Origin of the sequence: Caulobacter endophyticus (assembly GCF_003116815.1) — a bacterium.
Taxonomy (GTDB): domain Bacteria; phylum Pseudomonadota; class Alphaproteobacteria; order Caulobacterales; family Caulobacteraceae; genus Caulobacter; species Caulobacter endophyticus.
On sequence record NZ_QDKQ01000052.1, the window covers coordinates 96,509 to 115,073 of the forward strand.

At 68.1% G+C, this 18,565-nt stretch carries 13 protein-coding genes; 8 read left to right on the forward strand and 5 right to left on the reverse strand.

Features of this window, described 5'->3' with window-relative positions:
- Nucleotides 1–25: 25 nt before the first annotated feature.
- From DDF67_RS14110 to DDF67_RS14120, 3 genes are all read right to left on the reverse strand, one after another.
- Nucleotides 26–1,675, reverse strand: a complete 1,650-nt coding sequence (locus DDF67_RS14110; protein ID WP_332888329.1) for a DUF5597 domain-containing protein — start codon at nt 1,673–1,675, stop codon at nt 26–28.
- A gap of 582 nt (nt 1,676–2,257) precedes the next feature.
- A complete protein-coding gene (locus tag DDF67_RS14115; RefSeq protein ID WP_109101496.1) occupies nt 2,258–3,772 on the reverse strand; it encodes a tryptophan halogenase family protein in 1,515 nt (504 codons plus the stop codon).
- Nucleotides 3,773–3,887: 115 nt separating this feature from the next.
- Nucleotides 3,888–6,734: a TonB-dependent receptor gene (locus DDF67_RS14120; protein ID WP_199229236.1), complete on the reverse strand. Its 2,847-nt coding sequence runs from the start codon at nt 6,732–6,734 to the stop codon at nt 3,888–3,890.
- Between the two features lie 401 nt (nt 6,735–7,135).
- On the opposite strand from DDF67_RS14120, the gene DDF67_RS14125 reads away from it, so the two are divergent.
- The 7 genes from DDF67_RS14125 (at nt 7,136) to DDF67_RS14155 (ending at nt 16,289) form a co-directional block, all read left to right on the forward strand.
- Complete coding sequence (locus tag DDF67_RS14125; protein ID WP_109101498.1) at nt 7,136–8,077, forward strand: 2-dehydro-3-deoxygalactonokinase; 942 nt, start codon at nt 7,136–7,138, stop codon at nt 8,075–8,077.
- Nucleotides 8,064–8,684 (forward strand): 2-dehydro-3-deoxy-6-phosphogalactonate aldolase, encoded by a 621-nt coding sequence (locus DDF67_RS14130; RefSeq protein ID WP_109101499.1) that lies wholly within the window; start codon nt 8,064–8,066, stop codon nt 8,682–8,684. Before DDF67_RS14125 ends, DDF67_RS14130 begins: the two co-directional genes overlap by 14 nt.
- A 49-nt stretch (nt 8,685–8,733) precedes the next feature.
- The gene (locus DDF67_RS14135; protein ID WP_109101500.1) at nt 8,734–10,296 is read left to right on the forward strand and encodes a sodium/sugar symporter; all 1,563 of its coding nucleotides are present in this window, start codon (nt 8,734–8,736) and stop codon (nt 10,294–10,296) included.
- Nucleotides 10,293–11,198: an SMP-30/gluconolactonase/LRE family protein gene (locus DDF67_RS14140; protein WP_158278055.1), complete on the forward strand. Its 906-nt coding sequence runs from the start codon at nt 10,293–10,295 to the stop codon at nt 11,196–11,198. The genes DDF67_RS14135 and DDF67_RS14140 overlap by 4 nt, the downstream gene beginning before the upstream one ends.
- Before the next feature lie 16 nt (nt 11,199–11,214).
- Nucleotides 11,215–11,940, forward strand: a complete 726-nt coding sequence (locus DDF67_RS14145; RefSeq protein ID WP_109101502.1) for a FadR/GntR family transcriptional regulator — start codon at nt 11,215–11,217, stop codon at nt 11,938–11,940.
- 95 nt (nt 11,941–12,035) lie between these two features.
- Complete coding sequence (locus tag DDF67_RS14150) at nt 12,036–13,172, forward strand: efflux RND transporter periplasmic adaptor subunit (protein ID WP_109101503.1); 1,137 nt, start codon at nt 12,036–12,038, stop codon at nt 13,170–13,172.
- Nucleotides 13,173–13,181: 9 nt separating this feature from the next.
- Entirely contained in the window at nt 13,182–16,289 is a 3,108-nt protein-coding gene (locus DDF67_RS14155) for an efflux RND transporter permease subunit (protein WP_109101504.1), read from the forward strand.
- Nucleotides 16,290–16,332: 43 nt separating this feature from the next.
- Here the strand turns inward: DDF67_RS14155 and DDF67_RS14160 are convergent, their stop codons facing one another.
- Complete coding sequence (locus DDF67_RS14160; protein ID WP_109101597.1) at nt 16,333–17,673, reverse strand: aminotransferase-like domain-containing protein; 1,341 nt, start codon at nt 17,671–17,673, stop codon at nt 16,333–16,335.
- Between the two features lie 61 nt (nt 17,674–17,734).
- Here DDF67_RS14160 and DDF67_RS14165 point away from each other — a divergent pair, with 61 nt between their 5' ends.
- Nucleotides 17,735–18,148 carry a DUF983 domain-containing protein gene (locus DDF67_RS14165; RefSeq protein ID WP_109101505.1) on the forward strand — a complete coding sequence of 138 codons (414 nt, stop codon included), beginning with the start codon at nt 17,735–17,737 and terminating at the stop codon, nt 18,146–18,148.
- A gap of 11 nt (nt 18,149–18,159) precedes the next feature.
- On the opposite strand, the gene DDF67_RS14170 is transcribed toward DDF67_RS14165, so the two are convergent.
- Entirely contained in the window at nt 18,160–18,471 is a 312-nt protein-coding gene (locus DDF67_RS14170) for a polyhydroxyalkanoic acid system family protein (protein ID WP_109101506.1), read from the reverse strand.
- Nucleotides 18,472–18,565: the final 94 nt, after the last annotated feature.

The following is an 18,565-nucleotide window of genomic DNA, read 5'->3' on the forward strand; positions in this document are numbered from 1 at the left end:
AAGGGGCGCGCGCGCCGCCGGCGACTTAGTAGGTCGCCAGTTTCACCTTCAGGATCTGGGGCAAGGTGGTCAGGTTCAGGCCGTAGTCGACCTGGTCGCCGTTCCACACCCGGTCGAACACCCACTGGCCCGCCTCATCGAAGTGGCCTTCCTCGACCCGCGAGACCATGAACCGCTCGCCCTTGGCCGAGCCGAAGGTCAGGCGCGCGCGATAGCCGGTGACCAGGAACTCGTCGGGCGACAGCTGGGCGATCAGGGCGCCGGCGTCGGGGATCTCGCGGTCGGGCTGCTTCTCGGCCTTGGCCATCCACGGGGCCTCGATCGAGCCGAACTGCCACTCGCCATAGGTGACGCGTACGTTCCAGCGGCCGCCCAGATCGATGGTCTCCGGCTTGCCACCCTCCTGCTCGCCCACGCCCCAGACCTTGCCCTCGTAGGACAGACGCGCCCACTCGCGGGCCATCGGCGACAGCAGGCGGTAGTGGACGGCGAAGTTCTCCAGCGTCTTGGCGTCGACCGTCTTGGCGCCCAGCGGGTAGTTGGAATAGCCGGTGAAATCGAGGCCGAACGGGGCGAAGCCGATGCCCTGATGGCCCAGCACGTCGTAGATGTAGCGGGCATAGGCCTTGTCGCTGCCGATCTCGGGCACGAACAGGGCGTTGTCGGGACGGCCGTACTGCTCCAGCGTTTTGCGGACCTTCTCGCTCTCGCGCATGTAGATGTCGGGCGCCAGGGCGTCGATCGACGGCGCGGCGGCCTTCCAGACGTCGAGCACGTTCCAGGTCGGGCCGCCCGACGAATAGGTGAACGGGTCCTGGTCGTTGAAGGGGTCGCGCAGAGCGGCGTTGACGTACATCGGCAGCGGCAGCACCTGCTTGCCGGCGGCGGCGATCTCGTCGACGTAGCGGCCGATCGACCAGGCGTAGAAGAACTCGTCGGCGTCCTTGCCGAACACATCCTTCCAGGTCCCCGGCTTCCTGTTCATCGCCTTGACGAGCTCTTTCGGAACCGGGCCGTTGAAGATCTTCTGGGCGGTCGGCGAATAGTCGCGGACGGCGCTGTAGGCGCCGACCTCGTTCTCGGGCTGGACCATGATCACGGTGTGGTCCGGATCGTTGGCCTTGATGAAGCGCATCAGCTCGACGAAGGCCTTCTTGTCGGCCTCCAGGGTCGCGCGGAAGTGCGGCGACAGCGAATTCTTGACCTCGCCCTTGCCGTTGATCAGGCGCGGGAAACGCTTGTTGTCGAGCTTGACCCATTCGGGCGCGTACTGCGGGCCGTTGTTCTTCCAGGTGGCGAACCACAGGATGACCAGCTTGGTGTCGTTCTCGCGGGCCTGCTTCAGCAGCAGGTCGAGATAGGAGAAGTCGAACTTGCCCTCGACCGGCTCGATCTGCTCCCAGGCGATCGGGATCTCCAGGGTGTTGGCGTGCAGGGCCTTCACGGCCGGCCACACCTTGGGCATCTGCGAGGGATAGTTGGCGGCGTTGTTGGCCTGGACGCCCAGCATCAGGAACGGCTTGCCGTCGACCATCAGGGCGTGCCTGCCGTCCTTGGTCACCAGCCTCGGCAGTTGGCCTTGCGCGAACGACGGCGCGGCGACGGCCAGGCTGAGGATCGCCCCCAGGGCGGCGAAGCCCTGCCGACCCCAGTTGGGCTTCCGAGAAGACGTCACGCGAGAACCTCCATGCTGGCGAACCGGTCGGAACCTATGCCTGCATCGATCGCCCTCGGCGGAAAGTAAGCGCTGTCAATCAGGATGGACATCCGTTCGCCTCCTCCCCATTCCGGCGGACGCGCGAGAGACTTCAGCCCCGCCAACTCGTTACCGCTACCATTCTTATAAATAGGACAATTAGCCGAGGCGGCCGCGATTGCAACCGGTTTTCACGGTGCGGCCTGGACGCATGAACGCCGGCAAACCTTTGTAACGATTGCGAAAAGGCAAAAAAAATCCGCGCATCGCCCGCAGGAGGCGATGCGCGGTTGAAAAGACTCGCGCGGAACCGGGGAGGTGGTTCGCGCGGCGCGCTGGCAAACCTCGCAAGAGGATCGCACGGCCGGACAGTCGCTTTCGCGACCCCGGCGCCACGGTCAGATATGTATAATCATACAAATGAATACGCAAGGGACTTGATAGCGTTGTCAGCCCATTTTTTGCGCCTTCCCGCCTCAGCGCGGCAATCTTGGGCGATGAAGCCCTCACCAGCGGGCATGGCCTCGGCGGAGGGGCGTCACTCCCCCTGCCCCGCCCGGCTCAGCCCAGCGGCGCGGCGGCGCAGTGGCGGGCGATGAAGGCCGCCTGCGTGGGCATGGACTGGGCCGTATGCCGGATCAGCGCCCGGCGATGCTCCATCAGGCGGCGCAGCTCGGCCTCGGGAATGCGGTCGGCCAGCGGGTCGTAGGCCTCGGGCACGACGCCCAGGCCGTTGTAGATCGAGATCCAGCTGGGCCGCGCGAAGCCATCGCCCTCCAGGATCGCCACATGGCCGCGGGCCTTGTAGAGCGCGATCTTGGCCTGCAGGCTGTCGGGCAGCTCGACCTCGCGCACCTGCCGCCACATCGGCTCGTCCCGCTGGTTGATGCAGTAGTGCAGGATGATGAAGTCGCGGATGCGCTCGTACTCCTGGGCCGAGACACGGTTGAATTCATCGGCCAGAAGCGGGTCGCAACGGCGGTCGGGGAAGAATTCCAGAAGCCGGGCTATGCCGTTCTGGATCAGGGCGATCGAGGTCGATTCCAGCGGCTCCAGGAAGCCGCCCGACAGGCCCACGGCCACGACGTTGCGGTCCCAGAACTTCCTGCGGCGTCCGGCCAGGAAGCGCAGCGGGCGCGGATCGTCCAGCGCCTCGCCGTCGAGGTTTTCCATCAGGGTGCGGGCGGCGCGCTCGTCGTCGACGAAGGCGCTTGAATAGACATAGCCGTTGCCGGTGCGGTGCTGCAGCGGAATGCGCCACTGCCAGCCGGCCTCGCGCGCGGTCGAGCGGGTGTAGGGCGTCAGGCCGTCGCCGCCCGTCCGGCACGGCACGGCCAGGGCGCGGTCGCAGGGCAGCCAGCGCGACCAGTCCTCGAAGCCGGCCTTCAGCGTCCCCTCGATCAGCAGGGCGCGGAAGCCCGAGCAGTCGACGAAGAGGTCGCCCTCCACGCGGCGACCGTCCTCCAGCACCACCGCCTCGACGAAGCCGTCCTGCCCGCGCACGGCGACGTCGACGATCTTGCCCTCGGTGCGCGTCACGCCCTGCGCCTCGGCATAGCGGCGCAGGAAGGCCGCGTAGAGCCCGGCGTCGAAATGGTAGGCGTAGGCGTAGTCGTGCAGCGGCGAGCGCGGGTCGGGGCTCGGCGGGATGAAGCGGTTCAGCATCGCCGCCGCCGTCGGCAGAGACCAGTCCTCCAGGCCGCCGGTCTCGCCCAGGGTCCGCAGGCGGCCCCACAGCTGATGCGCCTGGACGGCCGCGTGGTCGGCGCCGAAGTCGCCGAAGCCGTGGAAGTATCGATGGCCCACCCGCCCCCAGTCGCGGAAGTCGATGCCCAGCTTGAAGCTGGCCTGGGTGGCGCGGATGAACTCGACCTCGTCGAGGCCCAGCTTTTCGTTGAAGTTGCGGATGGTCGGGATGGTGGCCTCGCCGACGCCGACCGTACCGATGGCCTCGGACTCGACAACCTCGACGCTTACCGCGTCACTGACCAGCAGCCGGCTGAACGCCGCCGCCGTCATCCAGCCGGCGGAGCCGCCGCCCACGACTACGACCTTGCGAATGCGCTGGTCCACCACGTCCCTCCCCGGGGGCTTTTCGTATGCCGCCCCAAAAACAGAAAAGCCCTCCGACGGCCCGACCAGCCTGTGGTCGGATCGTCGGAGGGCCCTCGTCTTCGTCAGTCAGACCAGCTTAGAAGCTGGCGCGCAACGCCACGGCGACGCGACGGTCGGTCTCCACCCAGTTGTAGGGGGCGACGCGGTCGGGGTTGCCGACCTCGAGCACGGTGCGTTCCTTGAGGATGTTGGTCGCCTGGACGCCGACCTTGTACTGCTTGTTGATGCTGTAGAAGATCGAGCCGTCCAGCTGGCCGTAGTCACGCGACCAGACCGGGGCGTTGACGTTGGCGGCCGAGCTGGTCAGCAGGTAGCGCTGGCGCCAGTTGTAGGCCAGGCGGGCCGAGATGCCATACTTCTCGTACATCACGGCCACGTTGTAGCTGCGCGACGACATGCCTTCGAGCGGCAGGGCGGCGTTGTCGGCGCCCCCCGTCTGGTTGGTGTCGTCCACGTCGACGGCGGTGTTGCGGCCGCCCTCGTTGTCGATGAACGTGTAGTTGGCCTGCACGCCCAGGCCCGACAGCGCGCCCGGCAGGAAGTCGTAGAACTGCTGGTAGCCGATCTCGAAGCCCTGCACCGAACCCTTGTCACCGTTGTAGTAACGCATGACTTCGAAGTCGAAGGTCTGGCCGTTCGAGGTGTAACGCTCGGTGGCCGTGTCGGTGAAGATGTAGTCCTTGATGTTCTTGCGGAAGACCGCGAACGTCAGGCTGCCCGTGGGGGCGAAGTACCACTCTGCGCTGAGGTCGAACTGGTTGGCCTTGATCGGGCGCAGGTTCGGGTTGCCGCCGGTGCCGTTGGCGCCGTTGTAGACCGTGGTCGTGCCCGAGGTCGTGAAGTCGAAGCCCAGGGCCGTATACGGCTGCAACTGCGACAGGGTCGGACGGACGATGGCCTTCGACGCGGCGAAGCGCAGTTGCAGCTGCGGCGTGACGTGCAGGCGCAGGTTCAGGCTGGGCAGCACGTCGGTGTAGTCGGACTTGGTGCTGCCGGAGACGATCGTGCCGCCGGCGGCGAAGGCCTTGGCGGCCGCGCAGGTGGCGTTGGTGAGTTCATCGCAGGTAGGCGACGAAGGCACGATGCTGCCGCCGTCGGCCGAGGCCTCGGTCTTGACCACGCGGATGCCGATGTTGCCGTCCAGCGGCATGTCGCCGAACAGGTTGTCCGAGCCGAAGCGCAGCAGGCCGTAGCCGGCGTAGGTCTTCTCGTTCTGGGTGTTGTCGTTGGCGTCCAGGAACGAGGTCACCGGCGACCAGCCCCAGCCGGCCGTCTCGGTGTCCTTCAGCAGGTCGTAGGCGTGCTGCGAGCCGTTGGTGACCACCGCGGCGGTCGGGAACCAGGCCACGCCGGGCACGCGCACGTCGCCGCCGAAGAAGTTCTTGAAGGTATAGAGCTCGGTGAGGTTCGCCGTCTTGCTGTCAGTCAGGTAGACCGGCGTGCCGCCGCCCCAGTACTGGGCGCTCAGCAGGCTCCAGTTCCAACCGGACTCTCGGGTCTCGAAGTCCTTGTCGGTGGCGCGGACGCCGAAGCGGAAGCTCTTGAGCCAGCCATCCTCGGGGAACTCATAGGTCACGTCCAGGCGGGCGACCTTCTCGGTGGCTTCGCTCTGGTCGATGTGATCCATCGCCGCGCCCCAGTAGTACTGGTCCTTGACGTAGGTGTTGTTGGCGCCGATCGTCGTGACCGTGGGCACGCTGGTGCCAAGGTTCCAGTTGACGTCCGGCAGGTCGCCGTCGACGCCGGCGACGTCCTGCAGCTGGGTGAAGACCGTCAGGCTCGAGGTCTTCGAGGTCGACTTCACATATTGCAGGTCGCCCGAGATGGTCAGGGCGTCGTTGACGTACCACTTGCCGTTCAGGGCGATGTCGCCCGTCTTCTTGTGGCCTTCGCCGGCGCGGGTGTCGGCGGTGTACTGGGCGTCATAGACGGTGCCGCCGGTGAACACGCCGGCCGAGTTGTAGGTGTAGCCGTCGGCGTTCGACTGGTTCATCGTGTTTTCGACGAGGGCGGCGCGCTCCAGATCCTTGGGATCGGCCTTGGAGCCCATGGCCTGCAGCGAGAACTCGAACTTGTCGTTCGGACGCCATTGGGCGGCGAAGGCCAGCGACTGGCGCTTCTGCTCCCAGTCCACCGAACGCCAGCCCATGGCCTTGGGCACATAGACGGTCTTGCCGTTCACGGTCATCGGGTCGTAGCGGTCGACCGAGATGCTGTTGGTGCGGTTGCCGACGCTGCCGTAGCTGTAGGCGATCAGGGCGCCGAACTCGCCGAGCTTGGTGTCCCAGCGGTCGCTGGCGATCACGTTGCCCGAGTAATAGCCCTTCTTCTGCAGTTCGCCGTAGTTGTAGTCGCCCGAGAAGGCCAGCAGGCGCCCCTTCTGGTCGAACGGCAGGCGGGTGCGCAGGTTGACCGTGCCGCCGATGCCGCCTTCGATCATGTCCGACGACGGGTTCTTGTAGACGTCGACGCCGGCCAGCAGGTCGGCAGACACGTCTTCGAAGCTCAGGCCGCGGCCGTTCTTGGCCGAGAAGATGTCACGGCCATTGGTCTCGGAACGCACCCACGACAGGCCGCGAATGGCCACGCCGCCGCCTTCCGCGGCCATCCGGGCCGGGTCGCGCGCTTCGTTGGTGCGTTGCAGGGTGATGCCCGAGATGCGCTGCAGGGCCTCGGAAACCGAGCGGTCCGGCAGGGCGCCGATATCGACCGCGGTGATCGAGTCGACGATCACTTCGGCGCTCTGCTTGATCTTCTGCGCGGACTGGATCTGGGCCCGCTGACCGGTGACCACGACCTCTTCGACGGTCGTGTCGGCGGGCGCTTGAGCGCCCTGCGCCAGCGCTGTCAACGGAGCCACGGCGCAGAGCGCCAGGACCGAAGCGCCGAACATGAAACGATGTGAGTTATGAAGGCGTCGCATGCCTGTTTCCTTCCCCCGTGAGTGAAAACCGCCCCGGCGTTCTCATCGGCGCCGGTGACGTGCGGGACCAGGGCCCCACACAATCTGATTGGTAGCTATAGTCATATAATTGTGGTCATCAAGATAAAATTGATAGCGCTATCATTTCCGCTAATGGCCGCGCTTTTTCCGCCACAGGCGGGGTCTTGCAAACCCTAAACCCCTAGGCGAAACAATGGTCTGACCACACTTGCAAGAGGCTGGACCACCCTGTCGTTTGCACCGGTCATTATTATATTATAAATGCCTTGCGACCCGGTCTGGAGCCTCCGGCCGGGCGCGCGTTTAGGGACGAACATGACGCAGGCTGAAAGCTCCGGACGGCTTCACGTGGGAAGCGCTGGCGACGGAGGAACCTGCTGATGGTCGCGTCCGATCCCTCGATCACGATCTTCGGCGACTGGGGCACCTCGCGCCTTCGCCTCTACCTGCGCCAGGGCAAGAGCGTGCTGGACCGCCGCGACGGCCCCGGCATCGGTTCGCTGAGCGCCTCGCCCGAGCAGACCTTCCTCGATCTGGTGGGCGACTGGCGCGAGGCCGGTCCCGAGACGATCCTGCTGTGCGGCATGGTCGGCTCGCGCAACGGCTGGGTCGAAGCGCCCTACGCCCCCTGCCCCGCCGACGCCGCCGCGATCAGCGAACGGCTCGTGAAGGTCGAGGCCCGGGGCCTGACCGTCTCGATCGTGCCAGGCCTTTCCTGCACCAACCCCCTGGGCGGCCCCGACGTCATGCGCGGCGAAGAGACCCAGATTCTCGGCGCCCTGGCCTTGAACCCCGAACTGAAGACCGGCCGCCACCTGCTGGCCATGCCGGGCACCCACACCAAGTGGGTCGTGGTCGAGGACGGCGCGATCACGAGCTTCCTCACCGCCCCGGTCGGCGAGATCTTCGCGGTGCTGCGCGAGCATTCGATCCTGGCCAAGGCCGCAGCCGGCGACGCGCCGGCGACGCCCGAAGGCTTCGACCTGGGTCTCTCGCGGATCACCGAAAAGGGCGCGGCCCTGCTGCCCCACATGCTGTTCGAGACCCGCAGCCGCCAGCTGATCGACGACCTGCCCAAGGCCGACGCCATGGGCTTCCTGTCGGGCCTGCTGATCGGCGCCGACGCCGCCGGCGCTGCCGGGTGGTTTGGCCAGCTGGGCAAGGTCGCCCTGATCGGCGCCCCCGCCCTCAACGCCCTCTACGCCAAGGCCATCAAGGCCGCCGGCGGCGACAGCTTCGAGATCGACGGCGACGCCGCCGTGCTCGCCGGCCTGTCTTCCCTTTCCTCCTCAATCACGCGTGATGCCCATGTCCTTGCCTGACGCCCCGCCCATCGTCGCCATCCTGCGTGGCGTGAAGCCCGACGAGATCGTCGAAATCGCCGGCGCCCTCGTCGACGCCGGCATCGGCTACATCGAGATCCCGCTGAACTCGCCCGAGCCGCTGGTCAGCATCGGCAAGCTCTGCGAAGCCTACGGCGACAAGGCCCTGTGCGGCGCCGGCACCGTCCTGACCCCGCAAGCGGTCGACGACGTGGCCGCGGTCGGCGGCAAGCTGATCGTCACCCCCAATATCGATGCCGACGTCATCTCGCGCGCCGTCGAGCTGGGCCTGACCGTCATGCCCGGCTTCTCGACCCCGACCGAGGCGTTCGTCGCCGTGAAGGCGGGCGCCAAGGCCCTGAAGCTCTATCCGGCCGGCTCGTTCGGCCCGGGCCACCTGAAGGCCGTGCGCGACGTGCTGCCCAAGGACATCGCGATCTATGCCGTCGGCGGCGTCGGCGCGGCCAACCTCAAGCCCTGGCTCGATATCGGCGTGGCCGGCATCGGCGTGGGCGGCGAGCTCTACCGCCCCGGCTACACCGCCGCCGAAGTCGGCGAACGGGCCCGCGCCCTGGTCGCGGCCTGGACCGCGCAGACCGCCGGCTGAGCCGTCTTACCGTCATAACGAAGAGCAGCCCTAAAGGGGGGAAGCCCACGTGACACTAGCAACCATCGACCTCGCGATCCTAGCGATCTATGCCGTGGCGATCTTCGCCCTGGCGCAGTGGGTTTCCCGCGACAAGGGCGGACACAAGAAGAACTCGACCGACTACTTCCTCGCGTCGAAGGCCCTGCCCTGGTGGGCGATCGGCGCCTCGCTGATCGCCGCCAACATCTCGGCCGAGCAGATCATCGGCATGTCGGGTTCGGGTTATGCGATCGGCCTGGCCATCGCCTCCTACGAGTGGATGGCGGCCCTGACCCTGCTGATCGTCGGCAAGTTCTTCCTGCCGATCTTCCTCAAGAACGGCATCGTCACCATGCCGCAGTTCCTTGAGCAGCGGTACGGTTCGAGCGTTCGCACGCTGATGGCGCTGTTCTGGCTCGCGCTCTACGTCTTCGTGAACCTGACCTCGATCCTGTGGCTCGGCTCGATCGCCGTCCACACCGTGACGGGCATGGACCAGATGTGGGCCCTGGTCGCCATCGGCGTCTTCGCCCTGGCCTATCAGCTGTGGGGCGGCCTCAAGGCCGTGGCCCTGACCGACATCGTGCAGGTCACCCTGCTGGTGCTCGGCGGCCTGATCATCGTCTTCCTGTCGCTGAACAAGATCGGCGACGGCGGCGGCGTGGTCGCCGGCTTCAACCAGCTGACCACGAAGTTCCCCGAGCACTTCCACATGATCCTCGACAAGGCCAGCCCGCACTACAAGGAGCTGCCCGGCCTGTCCGTCCTGTTCGGCGGCCTGTGGGTCATGAACGTCAGCTACTGGGGCTTCAACCAGTACATCATCCAGCGCGCCCTCGGCGCCAAGGACCTGCCGGAAGCCCAGAAGGGCATCGCCTTCGCGGCCTACCTGAAGCTGCTGATGCCGGTCATCGTGGTGATCCCGGGCCTGGCCGCCCTGATCCTGGCGCCGAACCTCGCCAAGCCCGACCAGGCCTATCCGGAGATGATGAAGCTGCTGCCGCCCGGCCTGCTGGGCTTGGTGTTCGCCGCCCTCGTGGCCGCGATCGTCGCGTCGCTGGCGGCCAAGATCAACTCGATCGCCACCATCTTCACCCTCGATCTCTACGCCAAGGCCAAGCCGGGTTCGAGCGAGCAGCACCTGGTGCTGGTCGGCCGCATCACCGCCGTCCTGGCCGTGATCGTCGGCATCCTGACCGCCAAGCCGCTGCTGGGCGCCGCCGATCAGGTGTTCCAGCTGATCCAGGAATACACCGGCTTCTTCACCCCGGGCATCGTGGTGATCTTCATGCTGGGCCTGTTCTGGAAGCGCGCCACCACCGCCAGCGCCCTGGTCGCCACGGCCGGTTCGGTGATCCTGTCGCTGGCCCTCAAGTTCGCCCTGCCGGACATGCCGTTCATGAACCGCGTGGGCCTGGTCTTCGTCCTGGCGCTCGTCGCGGCGGTGATCGTCTCGCTGGTCTTCCCGCAGAAGAAGGAAGTGAACGTCGTCAGCCTCGAAGGAGTCAGCTACCAGACCAAGACCACCTTCAACATCGCCGGCCTGGGCGTGATCCTGATCCTGATCGCGCTGTACGCCACGTGGTGGTGATCGCAAACCAAACGCCGGCCGCGATCATCGCGGCCGGCGACGTGCTCGGCGAGGGGCCGGTGTGGGACGCCGGCCGCCTGCTGTGGACCGACATCCAGAGCCGCCGCCTGCGCGCCTTCGACCCCGCCAGCGGCGTGGTCGAGACCTTCGCCGCCCCCGAGCGCATCGGCTCGATCGCCCTGCTGCCCGATGAGAGCCGCCGCGTGATCGCCGCCTTCGAGACCGGCCTTGGCCTGTTCGACCTGGCCTCGGGCCAGGTCGAGTGGCTGCACCGCGTGGAAGCAGAGGCCAACGGCCGCCGCTTCAACGACGGCCGTGTCGACCGCGCCGGGCGCTTCTGGGCGGGCACCATGGTCGAGGACGAAGCCATCCGCCATCGCGCGGAAGCCAGCGTCTGGCGCCTGGACCACGCCGGCGGCTTCGCGCCCCACTTCGGCGGCGTGCAGATCGCCAACGGCCTGGCGTTCAGCCCCGACGGCAAGACCGCCTATTTCTCCGACAGCCCGCTGCAGACCATCTTCGCCTTCGACCTGGACGAGGACGGGACCCTGAGCAACCGCCGGGTCTTCGCCGAAGTGACCGAGGGCTATCCCGACGGCGCCACGGTGGATTCCGAAGGCTGCCTGTGGAGCGCCCGCTGGGCGGCCGGGACCGTGGTTCGCCACGCCCCCGACGGCGCGGTGCTGGAAACCCTGCGCGTTCCGGCCAGCCAGCCCACCTGCGTGGCGTTCGGCGGCGACGACCTGCGCACGCTTTACGTCACTTCGGCGCGCGACGAGCTCTCCGACGACGAATTGGTCAGACAACCACACGCAGGCGATGTATTCGCTTATGACGTGACCGTTCCGGGCATGCCCGAACCACGTTACACAGGGGTGATTCCCTCCGCGTCCGACGTATAGAAAAGAAGACTTGGCGATGCGCACCCAGCCCGGACTGAGTTTGACTTACGGCCTCGTGGAATCGCTTGGTCAGTCCATCGTCACGGGCGAGTACGCCGAAGTTGGCTTCCCCACAGAGGGCGAGCTGTCCAAGAAGTTCGGCGCCAGCCGCACGGTCACGCGCGAAGCGGTGAAGATGCTCACCGCCAAGGGCCTGCTCAGCGCCCGCCCCCGCCACGGCACGGTGGTCGAGCCGGAAGCCAACTGGAATCTGCTCGATCCCGACGTCCTGCGCTGGCTGCTGGAACGCAAGTTCTCGCTGAAGCTGCTATCGGACTTCACCGAGATGCGCCTGGGCATCGAGCCGGTGGCCGCGGCCCTGGCCGCCCGCAACGCCGACGAGGACGGCCTCAACGGCATCCGCAAGGGCCTGGCCCGCATGAAGGCCGCCGGTGAGGGCGAGGACGATCCGCTGGCAGCCGACATCGCCTTCCACATCGCCATCCTCAGCGCGACAAAGAACCCGTTCTACAGCGAGCTGCACGAGCTGGTGAACACCGCCCTGCGGATCTCGATCCGCTTCACCAACCGCATCAAGGGCCGCACCGCCTCGATCCCGTCGCACGAGGACGTGGCCAACGCGATCATCGCCCGCGACGCCGTAGCCGCCCAGAGCGCCATGCAGGCGATCATCGTCGACGTGCTGGAGCTGATCCGCGCGGCCTCGGCCAGCGACACGCAAGGCGTCCGCAAGGAGGCCTGACCCGCCTCTGCGCGCCTTACCCCGATTTAACTCGTCGAACCCCGTTTCTCGTCTAGAAGTCGCAGCTGGGAATCTGACGAAAAAGGGGCGATGTCGTGGGTTACGGGTTCAAGGGGTCCTTCGGGCGCACAACGGCGCTGGCCCTGGTTCTGACGGTCTCGGCCGCCGGTCTTTCCGCTTGCGGCAAGGACAAGAATGCGCAGGCCAAGGACAAGAAGCCCGTCGCCGCCCAGACCGTCAGCGTCGCCCCGGTCGCCGTGCTGCCGCTGCCGCGCGTGATCAACGCCTCGGGCACCATCTCGGCCTGGGAAGAGGTGCCGGTCGGCGCCGAGACCGGCGGCCTGACCGCCACGGCCGTCAACGCCGAGGAAGGCCAGTTCGTCCGCCAGGGCCAGGTGCTGGTCGCGCTGAACGACACCCTGCTGCGCGCCCAGCTGCGCCAGCAGGAGGCCTCGGTGACCAGCGCCCGCGCCACCCTCGCCGAGGCCGAGGCCTCGCTGAAGCGCTCGCGCGAACTGCTGGCCAAGGGGTTCCTGTCGCAGGCCTCGCTCGACACCGCCACCGCCCGCCAGGCCACCGCCGCCGCCCAGGTGGCCGCCGCCGAGGCCGCCCGGGGCGAGACCGCCGCCCGCGTGGCCCAGGCCTCGATCCGCGCGCCGGTCTCGGGCCTGATCGTCCGCCGCAGCGTCACCAAGGGCCAGATCGTCAGCGCCGGCAGCGAACTCTTCCGCATCGTCCGCGACGGCCGCATGGAACTGGACGCCGAACTGCCAGAGACCGACCTCGGCGTGGTCAAGGCCGGCATGCCCGCCAGCGTCACCTCCGAACAGGTCGGCCAGGCCGACGGCGCGGTCCGTATCGTAACCTCGGAGGTCGATCCGCAGACCCGCCTGGGCGTGGCCCGCATCGCCCTGACCTCGATGGGCGCCTTCCGCCCGGGGATGTTCGCCCGCGCCCAGATCAAGGCCGGCGACCAGGCCTCGCCCGTGGTGCCGAGCGCCGCGATCCTCTACCGCCAGAACCAGCCGGGCGTGTTCATGGTCGACCGCAATAGGAAGGCCCAGTTCCGCAAGATCGGCATCGTCGCCCGCACCGGCGACATCACCGCCGTCTCCGGCGTCTCGGCCGGCGAAGAAGTGGTCGTGGACGGCGCCGGCTTCCTGGGCGACGGCGACGCGGTCCGGGTGACGGTGCACAAGCCCGCTCCCACCCTGTCCTCCGCCAAGCGCTAGGCCCTGGCCATGGACACCAACAACATCTCGCGCTGGGCGATCAAGAACCCGATCCCCGTCCTCATGCTGTTCGTCATGCTGACCCTGGCCGGCATCGTCGGCTTCAACAGCATGCGGATCAACAACAACCCCGACGTCGACCTGCCCCTGGTGGTGGTGTCGGCCTCGCGTCCGGGCGCGGCCCCCAGCGAGCTGGAGACCCAGGTCACCCGCCTGATCGAGGACTCGATCGCGGGCCTTGGCCAGGTGCGCCACATCACCTCGACCGTGGGCGACGGCTTCTCCTCGACCTTCATCGAGTTCGAGCTGGGCGTCGACCACGAGCGCGTCACCAACGACGTGCGCAACGCCATGTCGAACCTGCAGTCCGCCCTGCCGCAGGACATGCAGATCCCCAACGTCACCCGCATCGACATCTCGGGCGACCCGCTGATCACCTATGTCGTCCAGGCGCCCGGCCTGACACCCGAGCAGCGCAGCTGGTTCGTCGACAACGACGTGGCCCGCACCCTGCTGGCGATCCGCGGCATCGGGGAGGTCAACCGCCTGGGCGGCGTCAGCCGCGAGATCCAGGTGGCCCTGGATCCCGACCGCCTGTCCTCGCGCGGCGTCACCGCCGCCTCCGTCAGCCAGGCCCTGGCCAGCACCAACGCCGACCTGCCCGGCGGCCGGGTGACGGTCTCGGGCTCCGAGCGCGCCATCCGCACCCTGGGCGCGGCCGGCTCGGTGGAGCAGTTGCGCGAGACCCGCATTCCGCTGCCTTCCGGCGGCGCCGTGCGCCTGGGCGACCTGGGCGAGGTCACCGACCGCTGGGCCGAGCCGCGCAACCGCGCCCGCTTCGACAACCAGGAAGTCGTCACCTTCAACATGGTCCGCTCGCGCGGGGCCAGCGAGGTCAAGGTCGCCGAGAAGGTTCGCCAGGCGATCGAGAAGCTCGACAAGGAGCACCCCGAGCTGACGATCCAGGAGATCACCTCCAACGTGAAGTACATCGAGGAGAGCTACTGGGCCTCGATGGAAGCGCTGATCCTGGGCGCCGTGCTGGCCGTGCTGGTGGTGCTGTTGTTCCTGCGCGACTGGCGGGCCACCTTCCTGGCGGCCGTGGCCATCCCGCTGTCGCTGCTGCCGACCTTCGCGATCATGGCGCCGCTGGGCCAGTCGCTGAACGGCGTCACCCTGCTGGCCCTGTCGCTGACCGTGGGCATCCTGGTCGACGACGCCATCGTCGAGATCGAGAACATCGTCCGCCACATGCGCGGCGGCAAGTCGCCCTACAATGCGGCGATGGAGGCCGCCGACGAGATCGGCCTGGCCGTGGTGGCCACCACCTTCACCATCGTGGCGGTGTTCGCGCCGACCGGCTTCATGCCCGGGATCATCGGCCAGTTCTTCAAGGCCTTCGCCCTGGCCGCCTGCGTCTCGGTGCTGTTCTCGCTGCTGGTCGCCCGCATGCTGACGCCGCTGATGGGCGCCTACATGCTCAAGCCCCACCACAAGCCCGACACCGACCCGTTCTGGATGGACGGCTATCTGAAGAGCTTGGGCTGGGCGCTGAACAACAGGTGGAAGGTCGCCCTGATGGCGATCCCGATCCTGGTCGGCTCGGTGCTGCTGGCCAAGAGCCTGCCGTTCGAGTTCCAGCCGGCGGCAGACCGCGGCCGCGCGCCGTTCTCGATCGAGCTGCCGCCCGGCGCCACGCTGGACGAGACCGACGCCATCGCCGAGCGCGTCACCCGCGAACTGAAGGCCCGTCCGGAGGTCAAGAGCGTCTACGCCTCGGTCGGCAACGACGGGGTCAACAAGGCGCGGATCACCGCCGACCTCGTGCCGAAGGGCGAGCGGATGAACCAGCAGCAGTTCAGCCGCCTGATGGTCGACCAGTTCAAGGCCATCCCCGGCGCGCGCATCGGCGCGGGCAACAACAGCGGCGGCGGCCCCGGCGACGGCGGCAGTTACACCCTGCGCCTAGTCGGCGACGACGGCCCAGAACTCGAAGCCGCCGCCCGCAAGGTCGAGGCGCAGATGCGGACGGTCCCGGGCCTGGCCAACGTGGTCAACACCGCCTCGATCGCCCGTCCGGAGATCATCGTCACCCCGCGTCCCGACCAGGCCGCACGCATGGGCGTCTCGGCCGGCGCGATCTCGCAGGCCGTGCGGGTGGCGACCATCGGCGACATCGACCAGTCCCTGCCCAAGTACAATCTGGGCGACCGCCAGGTGCCTATCCGCCTGCGCCTGACGCAGAACGCTCTCGAGGACCTGTCGGTGCTGGAGACCCTGAAGGTGCCGTCGGCCACCGGCGCCTCCGTGCCGCTGAACGCGGTGGCCGACATCCGCTTCGGCGCCGGCCCCTCGCAGATCAGCCGCCAGGACCGCTCGCGCGTGGCCGAGATCACCGCCGAACTCGACGGCATCGTGGTCGGCGAGGCGGGCAAGCGCGTCCACGCCCTGGACTCGGTCAAGAGCCTGCCCAACGGCGTCAAGGAAGTGGCCGCCGGCGACGCCGAGTTCATGGCTGAGATGGCCGCCGGCTTCGCCATGGCGCTCTTCACCGGCCTGCTGCTGATGTACGTCGTGCTGGTGCTGCTGTTCCGCAGCTTCGCCCATCCGGTGACCATCATGGCCGCCCTGCCGCTCGCCATCGGCGGCGCTTTCGCCCTGCTGAAGCTGGTCAACAGCAGCTTCTCGATGTCGAGCCTGATCGGCATCCTGATGCTGATGGGCATCGCCGCCAAGAACTCGATCCTGCTGGTCGAGTACGCGATCATGGCGATGAAGGACGGCAAGATGACCCGGCGCGAGGCCCTGCTCGACGCTGCTCACAAGCGGGCCCGCCCGATCCTGATGACCACCGTGGCCATGGGCGCGGGCATGGTGCCGGTGGCCGTCGGCTTCGGCGCCGACGTCGAGTTCCGGGCCCCGATGGCGATCACCGTCATCGGCGGCCTGATCACCTCGACCTTCCTGTCGCTGCTCTACATCCCGGTGGTGTTCGTGTTCATGGACCAGATCAAGAACTGGTCGACCAGAATGCTGGGAAAGGTCTTCGGCCACTCCCACCACCATCCGGGCCACGGAACGCAGCAGGACGAACCGGTGCTGGTCAGCCGGGACTAGAGATCGAGGGGCGGGCTTTCGGGTCCGCCCCTTTTTCTTGATCTCAGGCCAGCGAGGCCGCCACCCGCCGCAGGGCCGAGGCCAGCACGGCCCGCTTGCCCGGCGCCCCCAGCGACAACCTCGCGCCCTGCGCCGACACGCCCGGCGCGGCGAACAGGGACGCCGGCGCAAGCGACAGGCCCTCGGCCGAACCGCCGGCGGCGCACTCCAGCCAGACATGCAGGCAGCCCTCCGGTCCCAGCGCACGGGGCAGCAGTTCGGCGGCCAGCGCCCGACGGGCGGCCGCCTCGCCCCGGACCCCGGCCAGGATGGCCTGGGCCGTTCCATCGCGGATCCACGCCGCAGCCACGGCCGCCATCAGCGGCGCGGGCATCTGGCACAGGGCATGGCCTGCGGCGGCCAGGCTCTGGGCCGCTCCGGCGTCGGGCGCGGCGACATAGGCGATGCGCAGGCCAGGCGTCAGGGCCTTGGCCAGGGTCGCCACGTGCCAGGTCCGCTCGGGCGCGAGGCGGGCCAGTGCAGCGGGCGCAGGGTCGGGCAGCCGGCCATAGGCGTCGTCCTCGACGATGCGGGCGCCCGCCGCCGCGCAGGCCTCGACCACCGCCGCCCGGCGCGCCGGGCCCATGGTCGCCGTGGTCGGATTCTGCCAGGTGGGCGTGACCACCACCAGCCGCGCGCGGCTGGCCGCCAGACGCTCCGCCAGGGCTTCGGGGACGATCCCTTCCCCGTCCATCGGACAGGGCAGCGCGCGGAGGCCGCGTGCCGCCAGGGCCGCCAGCAGGCCGGGATAGGTCAGGGCCTCGACGATCACGGCGTCGCCAGGCTGGGTCTCGATCGCCAGGATCGCCGACAGCGCCGCCTGGGCGCCGGCGCAGACCGCCACGCGCTCGGGATTCACCGCGCCCAGCCCCGGCGCCAGCCAGGCCGCTCCCGCCGCCCGCTGCGCCAGGGATCCGGGGCCGGCATGATAGGCCATCAGCGTCGCCGGATCGGTGCGGGCCAGCACCCCGGCCGTCGCCTCGCGCAGCAGGGCGGCCAAAGACAGTCCCTCCGGCGGCGGCGGCAGGTTCATGGACAGGTCGATCAGCCCGGCCTCTTCCTCGCCCGCCCGCCGGCGCACGAAGGTGCCGCGCCCGGTCGCGCCCTCCACCAGCCCCTGCTCGCGGGCCAGGGCGTAGGCGCGGGTCACGGTGGTGAAGTCCACGCCCAGCAAAGCCGCCACCGTCCGCTGCGGCGGCAGCTGTTCGCCGGCCGACAGCTCGCCGTCGGCGATCGCCGCGCGCAGGGCCTCGAACACCCGGCGATAGATCGGACCTTCGCCCGCGGCCACCCGCCGCAGCCACCCAGCGCCCGCCGGAAGAACACCGTCTCTTGCGTCGCCCATCATTGATCCATACATTTGTCGATGAATGTATGGATCAGTTTTGGGATTGTAGGTAGGGGTCATGACGCCCGGACACGAGTTTTTCGATCCGCCCTCGCCCGTGGTCAGCGGCTTTCGCCAGCGCTGCCCGCGCTGCGGCCAGGGCAAGCTGTTCAAGGGCTTCCTGGCGCTGGCCCCCGCGTGTGACCAGTGCGGCCTCGACTACGGCTTCGCCGAGCCGGCCGACGGCCCGGCCTTCTTCGTGATGAGCGGCGTCGGCATCCTGGTGACCTTCGTCTTCGCCTGGGTCGAGGTGGTCTACCGCCCGCCGATCTGGGTGCACTTCGTCACCGTGTTCCCGGCCTTGATCCTCGGGTGCCTGGCCACCCTCCGGCCGGTGAAGGCGTGGCTGGTGGCCTCGCAGTTCGTCAACAAGGCCGAGGAAGGCAAGTTCGAGAGCCTGGGCCGCCACGACCACGATCCGCGGCGGCTCTAGAGGCTCCTCGCCTACTTCTTTTCGAGCAGCAGCGTGCCCTGCTTCTTGACCTGGCCGGTGATCTTGCCGGCGATCATGCCCAACAGGCCTGGCAGCACGACCTCGACGATCACCACGTTGGCGGCGACGTTCAGTTTGCCGGTGATGGTCTGGCCCATGACCAGGGCCGAGAAGTCCAGCACGTCGTCGCGCCAGGCCTTGGTGACGTTGGCGAGGCCACCGGGGATCTGCGCGCCCAGTTGCTCGAAGCCGTTCTCGATCCGTCGCTTGGCCTCGGCCGCGCCGAGTTCGTGCGGGATGTTGATGGTGACAGGCTTCGACATGGGAACTCCAAAGGCGTGTTGCGCCCCTGACATAAGGATGCGCGAGGCTTTCGGCTATACGTCCGGTTATGACGCACCCAAGGCGCAGGGTCGC

Coding starts and splice junctions, on each gene's coding strand:
- DDF67_RS14120 (WP_199229236.1), bottom strand. CDS start 6,734: ATGCGACGCCTTCATAACTCACATCGTTTCATGTTCGGCGCTTCGGTC.
- DDF67_RS14125 (WP_109101498.1), top strand. CDS start 7,136: ATGGTCGCGTCCGATCCCTCGATCACGATCTTCGGCGACTGGGGCACC.
- DDF67_RS14130 (WP_109101499.1), top strand. CDS start 8,064: ATGTCCTTGCCTGACGCCCCGCCCATCGTCGCCATCCTGCGTGGCGTG.
- DDF67_RS14145 (WP_109101502.1), top strand. CDS start 11,215: ATGCGCACCCAGCCCGGACTGAGTTTGACTTACGGCCTCGTGGAATCG.
- DDF67_RS14155 (WP_109101504.1), top strand. CDS start 13,182: ATGGACACCAACAACATCTCGCGCTGGGCGATCAAGAACCCGATCCCC.
- DDF67_RS14160 (WP_109101597.1), bottom strand. CDS start 17,673: ATGGGCGACGCAAGAGACGGTGTTCTTCCGGCGGGCGCTGGGTGGCTG.
- DDF67_RS14165 (WP_109101505.1), top strand. CDS start 17,735: ATGACGCCCGGACACGAGTTTTTCGATCCGCCCTCGCCCGTGGTCAGC.
- DDF67_RS14170 (WP_109101506.1), bottom strand. CDS start 18,471: ATGTCGAAGCCTGTCACCATCAACATCCCGCACGAACTCGGCGCGGCC.